Below are 16229 nucleotides of genomic sequence, written 5' to 3'. Positions count from 1 at the left end.
CCGATCCGAAATGGTGAAAAGGTACGATCATCAACAACAATTTTTTAGTCACGAAAACGCTAACGCGCGATTGAACACAATTCAGTGTGGGAGCTGGCTTGCCTGCGATAGCGGTGGGTCAGTTGTTGATGCAGTGACTGACAAGCCGCTATCGCAGGCAAGCCAGCTCCCACAGTGGATCTTCACAAGGCTAATCGTCAGGCCAGGCCGGACTCGACCAACAGCGCTTCCAGCCCCATCAGGTCAGGCACTTTCGCCACATGCTCGCCCACCTGCACCGCCGCCAGTTCCAGCGGGCACAGCGGCACATCCACGTAACTCAACTGGCTATCGAGTTTGTACGAGCGGGGAATCCCCTGAATCACCATCGCAATAAACTTCAACGTTGGCCGCCCGCCGAGCGCGTTCAACACCACAATTCGCGAACGCTCGCCGGTCACGCTGGCCTCACCGCACACCGCTTCAAAGCTGATCAACGGCAACTGCCGGTCGCGCCAGGTCACTTGCCGCAGGTACCACGGCGGCGCATCGCTGGCCGGTTCGCCGCGTTGGAAGTCGATCAGCTCGGCGATGGCGACGTTGGGCAGCACCAGGTGGCGGTCGGCCAGGGGCAACAGCAGGCCGGTGAGTTGGCTGGTGCGGTGGTCAAGCATGGGACTTGCTCCAGTAGGCGATGCTTTCCAGCAGCACCGACTCTTGGTACGGCTTGCCGAGGTAGTCATTGACGCCAATGGCCATGGCGCGGTCGCGGTGTTTCTGGCCGGTGCGCGAGGTGATCATGATGATCGGCAGGCGCATCAGCCGTGGGTCGTTGCGCACTTGGATGGCCACTTCGAAGCCGTCCATGCGCGGCATTTCGATGTCGAGCAGCATCAGGTCCGGGGTGTGTTCTTCGAGCAGGGCGATGGCGTCGATCCCGTCTTTGGCCGTGAGGACGTTCATGCCGTTGCGCTCCAGCAGGCGGCTGGTGACTTTGCGCACCGTGACCGAATCGTCCACGACCAGCACCAGCAGCGGGCGCTTTTTCAACGGGTCGTTGAGCACCAGCGCGGCGTCGACCGACCGGGCCGGCAAGGCCGGTTGCCGGGCACGAATGTGCGCGAGCAAATCGATGATCAACACCACGCGGCCATCGCCCAGAATGGTCGCCCCGGACAGCCCCTGCACGCCCGCAAACTGCGGCCCCAGGCCCTTGACGACGATCTCTCGCGTACCGGCCATGGCATCCACATGCACCGCCACGCGCCGTTCGTTGCATTGCACCAACAGCACCGGCACCGGCTGGTACTGGCCCAGCAATTTCGGCCGGGCGACGGTGTGCAGCAGGTCACCCAGGTAGAACAACTCGTAACGCTGGCCGGCGTATTCATAACGCGGCGGGTCTTGTTGATAGTGCCCCGCCAGCTCGTGGGGCAGGACGCGCACCAGGCCTTCAATGGTGTTGAGCGGAATCGCGTATTGATCGTCCGCGCATTGCACCATCAGTGCGCGGTTGACCGACACCGTAAACGGCAGGCGAATGCGAAAGTGCACGCCCTCGCCCGGCCTCGAATCAATCACCATCGAGCCACCGAGTTGGCGCACTTCTTCGTGCACCACGTCCATGCCCACGCCCCGCCCGGAAATCTGCGTGATCTTTTCCGCCGTGGAGAACCCCGGTTGCAGGATGAACTGCAACACGTCGCGGTCGCTCATCTCTTGATGAGGGCTGAGCAACCCCCGCTTGATTGCCTTGCGCCGCACCGCCTCCAGTGGCACCCCGGCGCCGTCGTCGCGCATGTCGAAGACGATATCGCCGCCTTCGTGAGTCAGGTCCAGGCTGATGCGGCCCCTCGCAGGCTTACCGGCCAGCAACCGTGCCTCGCGCGATTCCTGGCCATGGTCCACGGCATTGCGCAGCATATGTTCCAGCGGCGCCACCATGCGTTCCAGCACGTTGCGGTCCATTTCGCCTTCGGCATTGCCGACCACAAACTCGACGTCCTTGCCCAACTCTTCCGCCACCTGGCGCACGATGCGCTTGAGGCGCGGCAACATGCGTTCAAACGGCACCATGCGCGTGCGCATCAGGCCTTCTTGCAACTCGGTGTTGATGCGCGCCTGCTGTTGCAACAGGTTGTGCGCATCCTGGTTGCGGCGGTCCAGCGTTTCCTTGAGGTCCAACAGGTCGGAGGCCGACTCGGAGAGCGCGCGCGACAGCTGCTGCAACTGCGAATGGCGGTCCATTTCCAGCGGGTCAAATTCTTCATAACCCAGGCGCTCGGCCTCGGCCTGCTGGCGGCTGAGGATGCGGCCCTGGGTTTCGGTGTCGAGACGGCGCAGTTGGTCGCGCATGCGTTCAATGGTGGTTTCGACTTCATTGAGCGCGGTGCGCGCATCGTTGACTTGCTGCTCGATACGGCCACGGAAGATCGAGGTTTCACCGGCCAGGTTGACCAGGTCATCCAGCAAATCGGCGGAGATTTTCACCATGTCCGCCGCCGGGTCGACCGCCGCTTCCGCCTTGCCCGTCGGCAATGCCACAGGCAACACCGGCTCATCACTAGGGTGCACCAGGCTTTTGATGCGCTCGATGAGCTTGTCCACCGAACCGACCGGCAAGCCGTCCGCCACCGCATCGATCATCTGCGCCAGGCGGTCATGGCAGCCCTGCAGCAACGCGAAGAGTTCAGGAGACGGGGCCAGCAAACCGGCGGACAGCCCTTCGTAGAGAAACTCCAGCTCATGGGCCAAATCGCCAATCGGCCCGATCTCGACCATGCGCGCGCCCCCTTTGAGGGTGTGCAGGTCGCGCAGCAGGGTTTCCACCTCCTGGCGATTGTTCGGCTCGGCCTGCCAGCGCAGCAACGCGCTGCTTGAGCTGTCGAGAATATCGGCAGCTTCTTCAAGGAAGATATCCAGCAGCTCGGGGTCAGCCGCCGCTTCGGGCGCTGCGACCGGGGTGGCTGGCGTGCTGCTGTGGCGTAACTCGCGCAGTTGGGCGATCAAGTCGCTGGAGTCGCTCAGGGGTTGGTGGTCTTGCAGTTGCTCCAGCTGCAAGGCCAGCCGTTCATGGCTGGCCATCAGCACATGGGAGAGTTCCGGGGAGTAGCTGTAGCGGCGGTCCACCAAGCCTTCGTACAGGCTTTCCAGCTCATGGGCCAGGTCGCCAATGGGCCCGATCTCGGCCATGCGCGCGCCGCCTTTGAGGGTGTGCAAATCCCGTTGCAGCGACGACAGCGGTGCCGCGCTGTCGGGCTCCAGCAACCAGCGTTTAAGCGACTGCCCGGCGCTGTCGAGGATATCCACCGCCTCTTCCAGGAAGATCTCGACAATCTCGTCGTCCATCGCCGTGTCCTGGCCCAACTGTGCCGTGGCGGCGCCCAGTTCCGAGATGCTCAGGGCGCGGCTGCCGTCGCTTTTGATCAGGCCGGTGGCGGACGGGTCGAGGGCGTCATCGAGCAATTCGCGCAGCGCTTGTACCCGCGCCGGCGCCGGGCTGATTTCCTGGCCGGCGGCCAGCTGGTCGAGCATGTTGATCAACGCTTCATGGGCCTGTTCGGCCTCATGGAAAAACCGCTCGCTGACCGCCAGGCTGCTTTCTTCCACGGCACCATACAGATCGAGCAAGGCCTCGCACAGCGCGTCAATCGCGTGCAGGTCGGCGATGTGCGCGCCTTCACCCAGGGTGGTCAATTCGTCCAGCAGCGCGGTCAGTTCCTGACGCTCGCCGGGGTGTTGTTGCCAACGGCGCAGCAGGCTTTCGGCATCCAGCAGGATGTCCATGCCCTGGGCCAGGAAGTTGGTAATCAACTGCGGGTCGCGCTTGATACGCAGGCCCGTGTTGGGCGCGTCGAGCAGGGCTTCGAGCTGCTGGTCAAGCAGGCTTTGGGTACGGCTGATCAGGTCTGGCGCACCCTTGATCGGCACGAGCGGATCACTGTCCAGTTGACGCAACCCGCGTTGAAACAAACCTTCCGCTTCCAGCAACAACTCCACTTCATCCAGGTCCAGCGGCAGGCGGTGGGCCTTGTATTCGCGGGTCAGGTGATCAAGCGGCCGTGCCAGTTCGGCAATTGGCAGTACGCCGGCCATGTAGGCACTGCCCTTGAGGGTGTGCAGGGCGCGTTGCAATTCATCGCTGACCTGCAGCGGCACGTGTTCGGCGGCTTGTTGCAGGAAGTGGTTGAGGCTTTCCAGGTGGCTCTGGGCTTCGTTGCGAAAAATCTCCAGCAGCATCGGGTCGTGGGGTTCTGCGGCCGATACAGTGCCGCTGGCCAGCGCGTGGGCACGCGCGGCCAAGGCGTCGACTTCATCGCGTTGGCGCTGGTCATCAGTGGCGAAGTCGGCAATCAATTCCGGCAGCAGGGCCACGGCGTCATCCAGCACCTGTTGAATATCGGGGCCGAGGGTAACGCTGCGTTCGAGCACGCGGTTAAGCAGGTTTTCCAACGCCCAGGCCAACTCGGCCAACACCAGGGCGCGGACCATACGGCCGCTGCCTTTCAAGGTGTGAAACGCGCGGCGCATCTCAGCTTGGGCGGTTTTGTCCGCGCTGTTCGGCAAGTAACGGTGCAGCACTTCGAGGACTTCGTCGGTTTCTTCAAGGAAGACTTCGCGCAGCTCGTCGTCGATGGGTTCCTCACCGTCCGGCGGTGGCTGCAGGCTGCCCGGGCGTTTCAGTGCCGGCGGGTTCAGGCGTGAGGTCGGGCTGGCCAATGCGTCGAACTGGGATTGGCTCGGCGCAACCTCGGTCGACAGTGCGCCATCCGGCGCGACCAGCGCCTGCCGCCAGGGTTTTTCGGCGGGCAGGTAGCCGAGTGCGGCCAGGCCCTGGGTGGCCAGTTCCAGCACGCGTTCGCCCGCAGCGTCGGCATCCTGGAGCATGCGTTCCAGGTAGTACTCCAGGCTGCTGATCACGTCGGCAAAATGCGCCAGCTGTGCCTCGCAGGGCATGGCCTCATTCACCATCAGCTGTTCGTCGACGTAATCGGTACAGCCGCGCATCAGGCTCGCCGCGCGCGGCAGCGGAATCATCGCCAGAGCCCCACGCACCTGGCTGAGCAGCTCGGGCAGAGACTCCAGGCGCTGGCGATCCCAGTCGGCTTCAACGCAGTCAATCACCAGCTCTTTGGCTTGCTTGAGGCACTGGCAGGATTCGCGGATAACCAGTTGATGAATCTGGGTCAGGTCAGTGGTGGGCAGGCGGCTTTCTTCGCGGTTTTCCGGTTCGACGGTGCCGACCATGCCCGCCAGCGTGGCCTCGACATACAGCAAGGCCCCGGCGACATCCATCAGCACCGCATCATTGGGTTCGCGGTGGCCCTGGACCAGGCCAAGCACCACGGCAAGCTGGTCGATGATGACTTTGCGCGGCTGGCCGAAGCCCAGTACCGCCAAGGTGTCGGCGATCTGCCGCAGCGGCGCCAGCAAGGCATCGAGGTCGCTGGTGTGTTGCCGGTCACTGCGCACGAACAGATCCAGGCGCTCCTTGACCCGCACCAGTTCCTCACATAACGCGCCAAGCACCGACCCCATGGCATTGCGATCCGGCCCGGCCAGGCGCGCGCGCTCGGCATCCACCACGGCGCTGTCGGGCAAGGCTTCATCCAGCCCGTAGCGTTCCTTGAGGCTTTGCATGCGCGGCGTCGGCCGGGTGACCTTGGCGACGTAGAACAGCAGGCTCTTGAGCAACTCATCCGGCGCCGGTTGGTTGATGCCGCCGATGCCCTGGGCCAGCAGGCGCTTGAGTTGCTTGTCGCTGGCTTTGAGCAAACTGCGCAGCGCCGGGCTGTTGGCGATGACGCCGGTGAGCATGCCTTCCACCAGCGCCGAGGTGACTTGCCACAATGGCAGCAGCGGCGCGCCTTGGCACAGGGCTTCGAGGCGGGCGAAGACCCGCGCCATATCTTCCAGGTTGCTTGGGCCATGGTCTTCACGCAGCAGCCCGGCCAACGCCTGGAGCAGAAGCTGGTGCCACTGGCGCAGTTGCTCGTGAAGGTCAGGCAGCGCACGCTGGGCCAGGGCCTCATCGGGCAACGGCGCAATCGACAGCAGTTGCGGGCTGAACAGGCTGGTCTCCGACAGCAGGCCTTCGCCGCGTGCGCTGCGCAGGTCATTGAGCAGCGGCAACACCACCAGCGGCAAATCGCGGCGGGCGCTGTGCACACGGTCAAGGTACAGCGGCAGCTGGCTAAGCGCCTGTTGCAGCAGACGGATGCTTTCATCGCGCTGGCTGACGCGCTCGCCTTGCAATGCCAGCGCCAGCTCTTCGATTTCTTCCGCCAGCAGGGCCGCGCCGTAAAACTCGACCATTTGCAACGCACCATGCACCTGGTGAATGCACGCAAGGCACTCGCCGATGGCGTCGCTGTCGTGGGTTTCGACAAACGTGTCCAGCGCCGAACGGGCCTGTTTCAGGGTTTCGGCAATGTCGCCCTTGACCCATTCGAGGGCCACGTAGTCGTGCCGATCAACCATAACTGCTCCGCTTAGAATTCATGGACTGCGTGTGTTGCCGAGAACAATGGAGATCCACTGTGGGAGCTGGCTTGCCTGCGATGGCGGTGGGTCAGCTGTAGATGTATCAACTGAAAGCCCGCTATTGCAGGCAAGCCAGCTCCCACATTTGGAATGTGGTGTTCTCCAGATAACATTTCAATCGTCTACCTGTTTAGGCGGTGGCAAGGTGAAGCCCGACACCGACCTGCGCAACTGGCTGGCCATCTTCGCCAGGTTGCCGATACTTTCGGCGGTGGCGGTCGAGCCGGATGACGTCTGCGTGGTGATTTGCTGGATCACGTTCATCGTCAGGGAAATCTGCCCGGCGGACGACGTCTGCTGCTGCGCCGCATTGGAAATACTCTGAATCAACGCCGCGAGGGTTTTCGACACGCCTTCGATCTCCTCCAGCGCCACCCCGGCGTCCTGGGCCAAGCGCGCGCCGCGCACCACTTCGGTGGTGGTCTGTTCCATGGAAATAACGGCTTCATTGGTGTCGGTCTGAATCGCCCGCACCAGCGTTTCGATTTGCCGGGTGGCGGCGGATGAACGCTCGGCCAGCCGTTGCACTTCATCGGCCACCACCGCAAAACCACGCCCGGCGTCGCCGGCCATGCTGGCCTGGATCGCCGCGTTGAGGGCGAGGATATTGGTCTGGTCGGCAATGTCATCGATCAGGCTGACGATATCGCCAATCTCCTGGGAAGATTCGCCCAGGCGTTTGATGCGTTTGGCGGTGTCCTGGATCTGCTCGCGAATGTTGTCCATGCCGTGGATGGTGTTGTGCACCACCTCGTTGCCCTTGTTGGCAATTTCCACCGAACGCTCCGCCACCGCCGAGGACTCCGCCGCGTTGGCCGACACCTGATCGATGGACTGGGCCATCTGGTTGATCGCGGTGGACGCTTCGGCGATCTGCTGGGCCTGATGCTCCGAGGCCTGGGCCAGATGCATGGCGGTGGCCTGAGTCTCTTGCACCGCGCCGGCAACTTGCCCGGCGGTTAAGTTGATCGTCGCCACCAGATCGCGCAGTTGGTCCACCGAATAGTTGATGGAGTCGGCGATAGTGCCGGTGAAGTCTTCGGTCACTGAGGCGGTCACCGTGAGGTCGCCATCGGCCAGGTCTTCGATTTCGTCGAGCAGGCGCATGATCGCGTTCTGGTTGCGCTCGTTCTTTTCGGCGGTCTCATGCAGTTGGCGGTTGGTTTCGCGCACCATTACCAGGCCGATCAGGATGATCGAGGTCAGCGCCAACAGGCCCAGCACATAACCGCCGATGGTGTCGAAGCTGCGCCCGCTGGCGAGGTTTTCAAACCCGGTGGCCAGGTGCGAGGCTTCATCAAGCAGGGTTTGCGACAGGTTGAAAATATTGCTCGCCGACGCACGCACCTGGAACAGCTGGGGCGAGGTTTCGAGGATCTCATCCACAGAGCCGGAGACGAACTCGAACAGCTCGGCGATTTCCGCCAGGCGCGCACGGGCGTCGTGGTCTTCAACCTGGGTAATGCGCAGGCCCGGGTTGCCGTTGAGCATGCCGTTGAGCACCAGGCCGAAACGGTTGGCATCGCGACCAAACGCGTCGGCGGCCTGCACGGCGGTTTCGTCGCCGGCCAGCACGGTGTTGACGGCGCCCAGGATGCGTTCGGCCAGCAGCGACTGGCGCTGGGCCAATGCCACCTGGCTCGCCGGGGCGCCGCGTTGCAGCAAGATATCGACGACCTTTTCCGACTCCATCTGCAATTGCGGCACCGTTTCGGCCAGGGTCGCGGCCACCTGGTGCAACGACAACACCGTCTGCTCGCTGGCGAGGATGGCGTCGGTGTTTTTCAGCAGCGCTTCCCAGTCCGTCTGCACGGCGCGCATCTCGGCGCGTACCGCACTGGGCGCCGCCGGCAGGCCGGTCTCGGCGTCACCTTTTTTCAGGTAGCCCCAGCGCTGGGCGAAGTCGTTGCGCGCGTCGCTCAGCAGCTTGAACGCAGCGGCTTTGCCGGCGGCGGCTTCGGTGGCATTTTTGGCGATGCGCTGGGACAGCACGCGCAGCTCACCGGCGTGGCCGATGTACTGTTTGTCGTAGGTGGACTGGGTGTTGAGGTACGCAAAATTGGCGAACAACAGCATGATGAACACGATCAGTGCGATAAACAGCACGATGATCTGCGAACGGCTGCGCGACGCGGCTTGCGGTTTGGGAGTGGTAGCGGTGGTCATGCGGCAACATCCATGAAGCCTGGGGCCTGGGCCAAAGCGAAGGGGCTGAAGACCTGCCAGAGCTGGTCGCTGTCGAACTGGCCCTGGATAAACGGCACGCCGGAAGTGGCGCCCGTCAACAAGGCGTCTTGTGCGAAATGCTGCATGCCCACCACCTCATCTACCAGCAGCCCGACAAACAAGTCGTTGAATTCCACCACCAGCACCCGCCGTTGCTTGCGCGCCTTGGACAGGTCCATGCCGAGAAACCCGCCCAGGTCCATCACCGGCAGCAAGCGCCCGCGCAGGTTGGCCACGCCCTTGACCCAGGGTTTAACCCCCGGCATCAAGGTGCAGCGCGGTTCGTGCAACACCTCGGCGACTTCGCCCATCGGCGCCACATACCAATGCGGCCCCAGGCGAAAGCCGATCCCGCTCCAACGTTGCAGGCGGGTTTCCTGGGACGGCAGGTCAGCGGCCAACAGGCGGCAGCGGCGGTCGATGTCCAGCAGCAGTTCGAAGGCGGTTTGCGACTCGGTCATGGGAGCTTGGGTTTAAGCACCGCGTTGAGGGTCTTGATCAGGGTCTCTTCATCAACAGGCTTGGTCAGGTAGTCCTTGGCGCCCTGGCGCGCGCCCCAGATCTTGTCGGTTTCCTGATCCTTGGTGGTGATGATGATGATCGGGATGGCGTTGGTTTCCGGTTCCTTGGACAGCTGGCGCGTTGCCTGGAAGCCATTGAGGCCCGGCATCACGATGTCCATAAGGACCGCATCGGGTTTTTCCTGACGGGCAAGCGCCACGCCGTCAGCGCCATTTTCGGCCTTGAGGACCTGATGGCCATGCTTTTCCAGCATGCCGGTCAGTTTGTACATTTCAGTCGGCGAATCGTCGACGATCAGAACGCGTGCCATGGTTTTCCCCACTACATTGGTCGGCGCCTGCCCTTGTGAGGCGGCGTCAGTGTGCTTGTTCTACTGCGGCGAACCCTGGCACATAGGCCTTGATCGCACTCAGCAGTTCTTCCTTGCTGAAAGGCTTGGTCAAAAACTGATCGACACCAACGATGCGCCCCTTGGCCTTGTCGAACAGGCCGTCCTTGGAGGACAGCATGATCACCGGGATCGACTTGAACGCCGGATTATTCTTCACCAGGGCGCAGGTCTGATAGCCATCCAGGCGCGGCATCATGATGTCGACAAAGATAATGTGCGGGTGGTGATCAACAATCCGGGCCAATGCATCGAAACCGTCGATGGCCGTGATGACATCGCACCCCACGTTCTTCAACAGCGTCTCGGCGGTACGGCGGATCGTTTTCGAATCGTCGATCACCATCACTTTCAAGGCGTTGGAATGCTGTTCCATATCTGCTCTACCATCGCCACAGCGAATCGGTTTTCGGTGTGTACTGCCTGATGTTGCACAGGATGAGCGCCGCAAGCCTTGGAATTCAAGGGCTGCTGCGCCGTGCCAGTCTTTTTAGCACAGTCTCCGGGCGCAATCTATCGAGCAACCGGCCAGGTGGTTTTTCCTTGACCCACAACAGCCGCAGCGCCACTCTGACGCCACTTTTATGCGCCCTAATTTGCTAGAGGAAATCCCCCATGAGCGTTCGCGTCGGCATTGTCATGGACCCTATCGCCAGCATTTCCTATAAAAAGGACAGCTCGCTGGCCATGCTCCTGGCCGCCCAGGCCCGCGGCTGGACCCTGTTCTATATGGAGCAGCGCGACCTTTATCAGGGCGACGGCGAGGCCCGTGCACGCATGCGCCCGCTGCAGGTGTTTGCCAACCCGGAAAAGTGGTTTGAGCTTGCGGATGAAATCGACAGCCCCTTGAGCGACCTGGACGTGATCCTGATGCGCAAGGACCCGCCGTTCGACATGGAATTCGTCTATTCCACCTACCTGCTGGAGCAGGCTGAGCGCGCCGGCGTGTTGATCGTCAACAAGCCGCAAAGCCTGCGCGACTGCAATGAAAAGCTGTTCGCCACGCTGTTCCCGCAGTGCACCCCACCTACCGTGGTCAGCCGCCGCGCCGATGTGCTGCGTGAATTCGCCGCCAAACATGGCGATGTAATCCTCAAGCCGCTGGACGGCATGGGCGGCACCTCGATCTTCCGTCACCGTGCAGGCGACCCGAACCTGTCGGTCATCCTGGAAACCCTGACCGCGCTGGGCACCCAGCAGATCATGGGCCAGGCGTACCTGCCGGCGATCAAGGACGGCGACAAGCGCATCCTGATGATCGACGGCGAGCCGGTGGATTATTGCCTGGCGCGTATTCCGGCGGCGGGTGAAACCCGTGGCAACCTGGCGGCGGGGGGGCGTGGTGAAGCTCGGCCGTTGTCGGACAAAGACCGTTGGATCGCCGCCCAGGTTGGCCCAACCCTGCGCGAGAAAGGCCTGCTGTTTGTGGGGCTTGACGTTATTGGTGAGAACCTCACCGAAATCAACGTCACCAGCCCGACCTGTATTCGCGAGATCGACAACGCATTTGGCACGAACATCGGCGAAATGCTGATGGCGGCCATTGAGCGCAAGCTACAAGCCAAGTGACATAGAACAGCCGGACACACACCAACATTGCGTTATCATGCGCCACCTGTGAAACGCGCGATGTTGGTTTTTTTGTCATGACACTCCCGTCCGATCTGCCCTCCGAACTCTCCCATAGCGGCGTGCGCCCGGCTGATCGGCTCGGATTTACCCTGTTCCTGGCGGCCTTGATTCACCTCGCCTTGCTGCTCGGCCTGGGCTTCAGCTTTGTCGAACCCAAGCAGATCACCAAAACCCTGGAAATCACCCTCGCCACGTTCAAGAGCGAAAAGAAGCCGGAGAAGGCCGATTTTCTCGCTCAGGACAACCAGCAGGGCAGCGGCACCCTCGACAAGAAAGCCGTGCCCAAGACCACTGAAGTGGCGCCGTTTCAGGACAACACGGTCAATAAAGTCACCCCACCGCCGTCGCCCAAGCCCGAAGTCAAGCAAGCCGCGCCCAAGGCAGCGGTGACCACCGTCGCGCCCAAACCGCAAAAAGCGCCGACCCAACGCGAAAAAGCCAAGACCGAACCACAGCCCGAACCGGTGAAACCGGCGCCGACGTTTGACAGTTCACAACTCTCCGACCAAATCTCCAGCCTCGAAGCCGAACTGGCCAACGAACAACAGCTGTACGCCAAGCGCCCCCGTATCTACCGCCTGAATGCGGCCTCGACCATGCGCGACAAAGGCGCCTGGTATAAGGATGAGTGGCGCAAGAAGGTCGAGCGCATCGGCAACCTCAACTACCCGGATGAAGCTCGGCGCCAGCAGATCTATGGCAATTTGCGCTTATTGGTGTCGATCAACCGCGACGGTTCGCTATATGAAGTGCAGGTGCTGGAGTCATCCGGCCAGCCGCTGCTGGACCAGGCCGCCCAGCGCATCGTGCGCCTGGCCGCGCCTTTCGCACCGTTTACCGGCGACCTGAATGATGTCGACCGCCTGGAAATCATCCGCACCTGGAAGTTTGCCCGGGGTGATCGGCTGTCCAGCAATTGATGACAATTGCCACATCACCCGCATCCCCAGCTTGTCAGTTCGCCCCTCCAACGCCACACTAGCGGACATGAAAAATGTCAGCCCGACCTACCTCAAGCACCAATTCCTGATCGCCATGCCCCATATGGCCGACCCGAACTTTGCGCAGACCTTGACCTATATCGTCGAGCACACGGCCAATGGTGCCATGGGGCTGGTGGTGAACCGCCCGCAAGAACTGAACCTGGCCGACATCCTTGAGCAACTGCGGCCCGAGGTCGACCCGCCGGCCCGTTGCCAGAGCGTGCCGATCTATATCGGCGGGCCGGTACAGACCGATCGCGGTTTTGTGCTGCACCCGACCGGGCCGAAGTTCCAGGCCACGGTCGACCTTGAGGGCGTGTCGCTGTCCACCTCCCAGGACGTACTGTTTGCCATCGCCGACGGCGTGGGGCCTGAGCAAAGCGTGATTACCCTCGGCTACGCCGGTTGGGAAGCCGGGCAACTGGAAGCCGAATTGGCCAGCAATGCCTGGCTGACCTGCCCGTTCGACGCCGACATCCTGTTCAACACCGCCAGCGAACTGCGCCTGGAAGCGGCCGCGGCCAAGCTTCGGGTCAACCTCAGCCTGCTGACCAGCCAGGCGGGGCACGCCTGATGGCCTTGCGTTTGATCCTCGGGTTTGACTACGGCACCAAACAGATCGGCGTGGCGGTCGGCCAGGTCATTACCGGCCAGGCCCGCGAGCTGTGCACCTTGAAAGCCCAGAACGGCGTGCCGGACTGGAACCAGGTCGAAGCCCTGATCAAGGAGTGGAAGCCCGACGCGGTCGTGGTCGGCTTGCCCTTGAACATGGACGGCACCCCCAGCGACATGTGCCTGCGCGCGGAAAAATTCGCCCGCCGCCTCAATGGTCGCTACAACCTGCCCTTCTATACCCACGACGAACGCCTGACCACCTTTGAAGCCAAAGGCGAGCGCCGCGACCGTGGCGGCCAGAAAGGCAGCTACCGCGACAACCCGGTGGACGCCATCGCCGCCGCCTTGCTGTTGCAGGGTTGGCTGGATGAAAACACCGCTTTATTTGAATCCTGACTGACGCGGCTTGCCGCGTCTTTTTACGTTTGAGCCCGGACCTTGTGCGCACCCCTGCCGCGCAAGGCCTTGAAGGAGCCACCATGAGCCTGCCCAATCCCGCCGAACTGATCAGCCAGATGGCGATTCGCCTCAAGGCGCACCTGCAACACCGTGCCATCAGCGAACCGCGCTTTATCGGCATTCGCACCGGCGGTGTGTGGGTGGCCCAAGCGTTATTGGAAGCACTGGGCAGTGATTCGCCGTTGGGCACACTGGACGTATCGTTCTACCGCGACGACTTCAGCCAGAACGGCCTGCACCCGCAAGTGCGTCCTTCGGCCCTGCCGTTCGAAATCGAAGGCCAGCACTTGGTGCTGATCGACGACGTGCTGATGAGCGGCCGCACTATCCGCGCCGCCATGAACGAACTGTTCGACTACGGCCGCCCGGCCAGTGTGACCCTGGTGTGCCTGCTGGACCTGGACGCCGGCGAATTGCCGATCAGCCCGGATGTGGTCGGTGCAACCCTGTCCCTGCAAGCCCACCAGCGGGTAAAATTGTCCGGTCCAACGCCGCTCGAACTCGAACTGCAAGACCTTGCCCTTTAAACCGCCTTGTACAGAGTCCCCGCGATGACGCCTCTAGATGCCAAGCGCCCGCTGCAGCTCAATGCTCAGGGCCAGCTGCAACACTTCTTGTCCCTCGACGGTTTGCCCCGCGAACTGCTGACCGAAATCCTCGACACGGCCGACTCCTTCCTTGAAGTCGGTGGCCGCGCAGTGAAGAAGGTCCCGCTGCTGCGCGGCAAGACCATCTGCAATGTGTTCTTCGAGAACTCTACCCGCACCCGCACCACCTTTGAACTGGCGGCCCAGCGGCTGTCGGCCGACGTCATCACACTGAACGTGTCGACCTCGTCGGCGAGCAAGGGCGAGACCCTGCTCGACACCCTGCGCAACCTGGAAGCCATGGCCGCCGACATGTTCGTGGTCCGCCACGGCGACTCCGGCGCGGCGCACTTCATCGCCGAGCATGTGTGCCCGAACGTGGCAATCATCAATGGCGGCGACGGCCGTCACGCCCACCCGACCCAAGGCATGCTCGACATGCTGACGATCCGTCGGCACAAGGGCGGCTTCGAAAACCTGTCGGTGGCCATCGTCGGCGACATCCTGCACTCGCGGGTCGCCCGCTCAAACATGCTGGCCCTCAAAGCCCTGGGTTGCCCGGACATCCGCGTGATCGCGCCGAAAACCTTGCTGCCGATCGGCATCGAACAGTACGGCGTGAAGGTCTACACCGACATGGCCGCAGGCCTTAAGGATGTGGACGTGGTGATCATGCTGCGCCTGCAACGCGAGCGCATGGCCGGTGGCCTGCTGCCGAGCGAAGGTGAGTTTTACCGCCTGTTCGGCCTGACCACCGCGCGGTTGGCCGGCGCCAAGCCGGACGCCATCGTGATGCACCCAGGCCCGATCAACCGTGGCGTGGAGATTGAGTCGGCGGTGGCCGACGGCGCGCAATCGGTGATTTTGAACCAGGTGACTTACGGCATCGCCGTCCGCATGGCCGTGCTGTCCATGGCCATGAGCGGGCAAACCGCGCAACGTCAATTCGAGCAGGAGAACGCCCAGTGAAGCTCAGCATTCTCGGCGCCCGAGTCATCGATCCGGCCAGCGGCCTGGATCACGTTACCGATCTTCATGTGGAAGCCGGCAAAATCATCGCCATCGGCGCCGCGCCCAGCGGTTTCAGTGCGGTTGAGACCATCGACGCCAAAGGCCTGGTGGCCGCCCCTGGCCTGGTGGACCTGAACGTCGCCCTGCGTGAGCCGGGTTACAGCCGCAAAGGCAGCATCGCCAGCGAAACCCGCGCCGCCGCCGCCGGTGGCGTGACCAGCCTGTGCTGCCCGCCGCACACCAAGCCAATCCTGGACACCTCGGCCGTGACCGAGCTGATCCTCGACCGCGCCCGTGAAGCCGGCAATTGCAAAGTGTTCCCGATCGGCGCCCTGAGCAAAGGCCTGGAAGGCGAACAGCTCGCCGAGCTGATCGCCCTGCGCGACGCCGGCTGTGTGGCGTTCGGCAACGGCCTGGAAAGCTTCCGCAGTACGCGCACCCTGTGTCGCGCCCTGGAATACGCGGCCACGTTCGACCTGACGGTGATTTTTCACTCCCAGGACCGTGACCTGGCCGAAGGCGGCCTGGCCCATGAAGGCGCTGTCGCCAGCTTCCTCGGCCTGCCGGGCATTCCGGAAACCGCTGAAACCGTGGCCCTGGCCCGCGACCTGCTGCTGGTGGAACAAAGCGGCGTGCGTGCGCACTTCAGCCAATTGACCAGCGCGCGGGGCGTGGCCCTGATCGCCCAGGCACAGGCGCGCGGCCTGCCGGTGACGGCGGACGTGGCGTTGTATCAGCTGATTTTGACCGATGAGGCGCTGATCGACTTTTCCAGCCTTTACCACGTGCAGCCGCCGCTGCGCACCTTGGCCGACCGTGAAGGTTTGCGCGCGGCGGTGAAGTCGGGCGTGGTCTCGGCGATCTCCAGCCATCACCAGCCCCACGAGCGGGATGCCAAGCTGGCCCCGTTTGGCGCGACAGAACCGGGCATCAGCAGCGTCGAACTGCTGCTGCCCTTGGCAATGACGCTGGTTGAGGATGGCTTGCTCGACCTGCCGACGCTGCTGGCACGCCTGAGCGCCGGCCCGGCCGAAGCCTTGCGCCTGCCGGCGGGCAAGCTGGCGGTGGGCTCAGCGGCGGACCTGGTGCTGTTTGATCCAGCCAGCTCCACGGTTGCCGGCGAACACTGGCTGTCCAAGGGCGAAAACTGCCCGTTCATCGGCCATAGCCTGCCGGCGACGGTGCGATACACCTTGGTGGATGGGCGGATCAGCTACCAGGCCTAAAACGGGCACGGTAAAAAAGTGGGAGGGGGCGTGCTCCCGGAGGCGGTGGGTCAGTCAG

At 62.9% G+C, this 16229-nt stretch carries 13 protein-coding genes; 7 read left to right on the top strand and 6 right to left on the bottom strand.

Going from position 1 to position 16229, the window contains the following annotated elements; translation table 11 throughout:
• Positions 1-197 precede the first annotated feature (197 nt).
• The 6 genes from JFT85_RS17830 to pilG all read right to left on the bottom strand — a co-directional run bounded on the left by JFT85_RS17830 (position 198) and on the right by pilG (position 10034).
• Complete coding sequence (locus JFT85_RS17830; protein ID WP_053258465.1) at positions 198-653, bottom strand: chemotaxis protein CheW; 456 nt, start codon at positions 651-653, stop codon at positions 198-200.
• Positions 646-6459, bottom strand: a complete 5814-nt coding sequence (locus tag JFT85_RS17825; protein WP_201230231.1) for an Hpt domain-containing protein — start codon at positions 6457-6459, stop codon at positions 646-648. The genes JFT85_RS17830 and JFT85_RS17825 overlap by 8 nt, the downstream gene beginning before the upstream one ends.
• Positions 6460-6636: 177 nt before the next feature.
• Complete coding sequence (locus tag JFT85_RS17820) at positions 6637-8688, bottom strand: methyl-accepting chemotaxis protein (protein ID WP_069552286.1); 2052 nt, start codon at positions 8686-8688, stop codon at positions 6637-6639.
• Complete coding sequence (locus JFT85_RS17815) at positions 8685-9209, bottom strand: chemotaxis protein CheW (RefSeq protein ID WP_053258468.1); 525 nt, start codon at positions 9207-9209, stop codon at positions 8685-8687. The genes JFT85_RS17820 and JFT85_RS17815 overlap by 4 nt, the downstream gene beginning before the upstream one ends.
• Positions 9206-9580 carry a twitching motility response regulator PilH gene (gene pilH, locus JFT85_RS17810; protein ID WP_053258469.1) on the bottom strand — a complete coding sequence of 125 codons (375 nt, stop codon included), beginning with the start codon at positions 9578-9580 and terminating at the stop codon, positions 9206-9208. Before pilH ends, JFT85_RS17815 begins: the two co-directional genes overlap by 4 nt.
• 46 nt (positions 9581-9626) lie before the next feature.
• Entirely contained in the window at positions 9627-10034 is a 408-nt protein-coding gene (pilG, locus tag JFT85_RS17805; protein WP_053258470.1) for a twitching motility response regulator PilG, read from the bottom strand.
• 239 nt (positions 10035-10273) lie between these two features.
• On the opposite strand from pilG, the gene gshB reads away from it, so the two are divergent.
• The 7 genes from gshB (at position 10274) to JFT85_RS17770 (ending at position 16171) form a co-directional block, all read left to right on the top strand.
• Positions 10274-11227, top strand: coding sequence for a glutathione synthase (gshB, locus tag JFT85_RS17800; protein ID WP_016976046.1), 954 nt, complete (start codon positions 10274-10276; stop codon positions 11225-11227).
• 77 nt (positions 11228-11304) lie between these two features.
• On the top strand, positions 11305-12210 hold the full coding sequence (locus JFT85_RS17795) for an energy transducer TonB (RefSeq protein WP_053258471.1): 906 nt from the start codon (positions 11305-11307) through the stop codon (positions 12208-12210).
• 67 nt (positions 12211-12277) lie between these two features.
• On the top strand, positions 12278-12847 hold the full coding sequence (locus tag JFT85_RS17790; RefSeq protein WP_053258472.1) for a YqgE/AlgH family protein: 570 nt from the start codon (positions 12278-12280) through the stop codon (positions 12845-12847).
• A complete protein-coding gene (gene ruvX, locus JFT85_RS17785; protein WP_003195067.1) occupies positions 12847-13284 on the top strand; it encodes a Holliday junction resolvase RuvX in 438 nt (145 codons plus the stop codon). The genes JFT85_RS17790 and ruvX overlap by 1 nt, the downstream gene beginning before the upstream one ends.
• Before the next feature lie 83 nt (positions 13285-13367).
• Positions 13368-13874, top strand: coding sequence for a bifunctional pyr operon transcriptional regulator/uracil phosphoribosyltransferase PyrR (pyrR, locus tag JFT85_RS17780; RefSeq protein WP_053258473.1), 507 nt, complete (start codon positions 13368-13370; stop codon positions 13872-13874).
• A gap of 24 nt (positions 13875-13898) precedes the next feature.
• Positions 13899-14903: an aspartate carbamoyltransferase catalytic subunit gene (locus JFT85_RS17775; RefSeq protein ID WP_053258474.1), complete on the top strand. Its 1005-nt coding sequence runs from the start codon at positions 13899-13901 to the stop codon at positions 14901-14903.
• Positions 14900-16171: a dihydroorotase gene (locus JFT85_RS17770; protein WP_069552287.1), complete on the top strand. Its 1272-nt coding sequence runs from the start codon at positions 14900-14902 to the stop codon at positions 16169-16171. Before JFT85_RS17775 ends, JFT85_RS17770 begins: the two co-directional genes overlap by 4 nt.
• Positions 16172-16229: the final 58 nt, after the last annotated feature.

It is taken from the genome of Pseudomonas sp. TH04 (genome assembly GCF_016651355.1).
Lineage (GTDB): Bacteria > Pseudomonadota > Gammaproteobacteria > Pseudomonadales > Pseudomonadaceae > Aquipseudomonas > Aquipseudomonas fluorescens.
The sequence above is the reverse complement of the archived record's forward strand: the minus strand, read 5'-3'. Positions and strand labels throughout refer to the sequence as shown.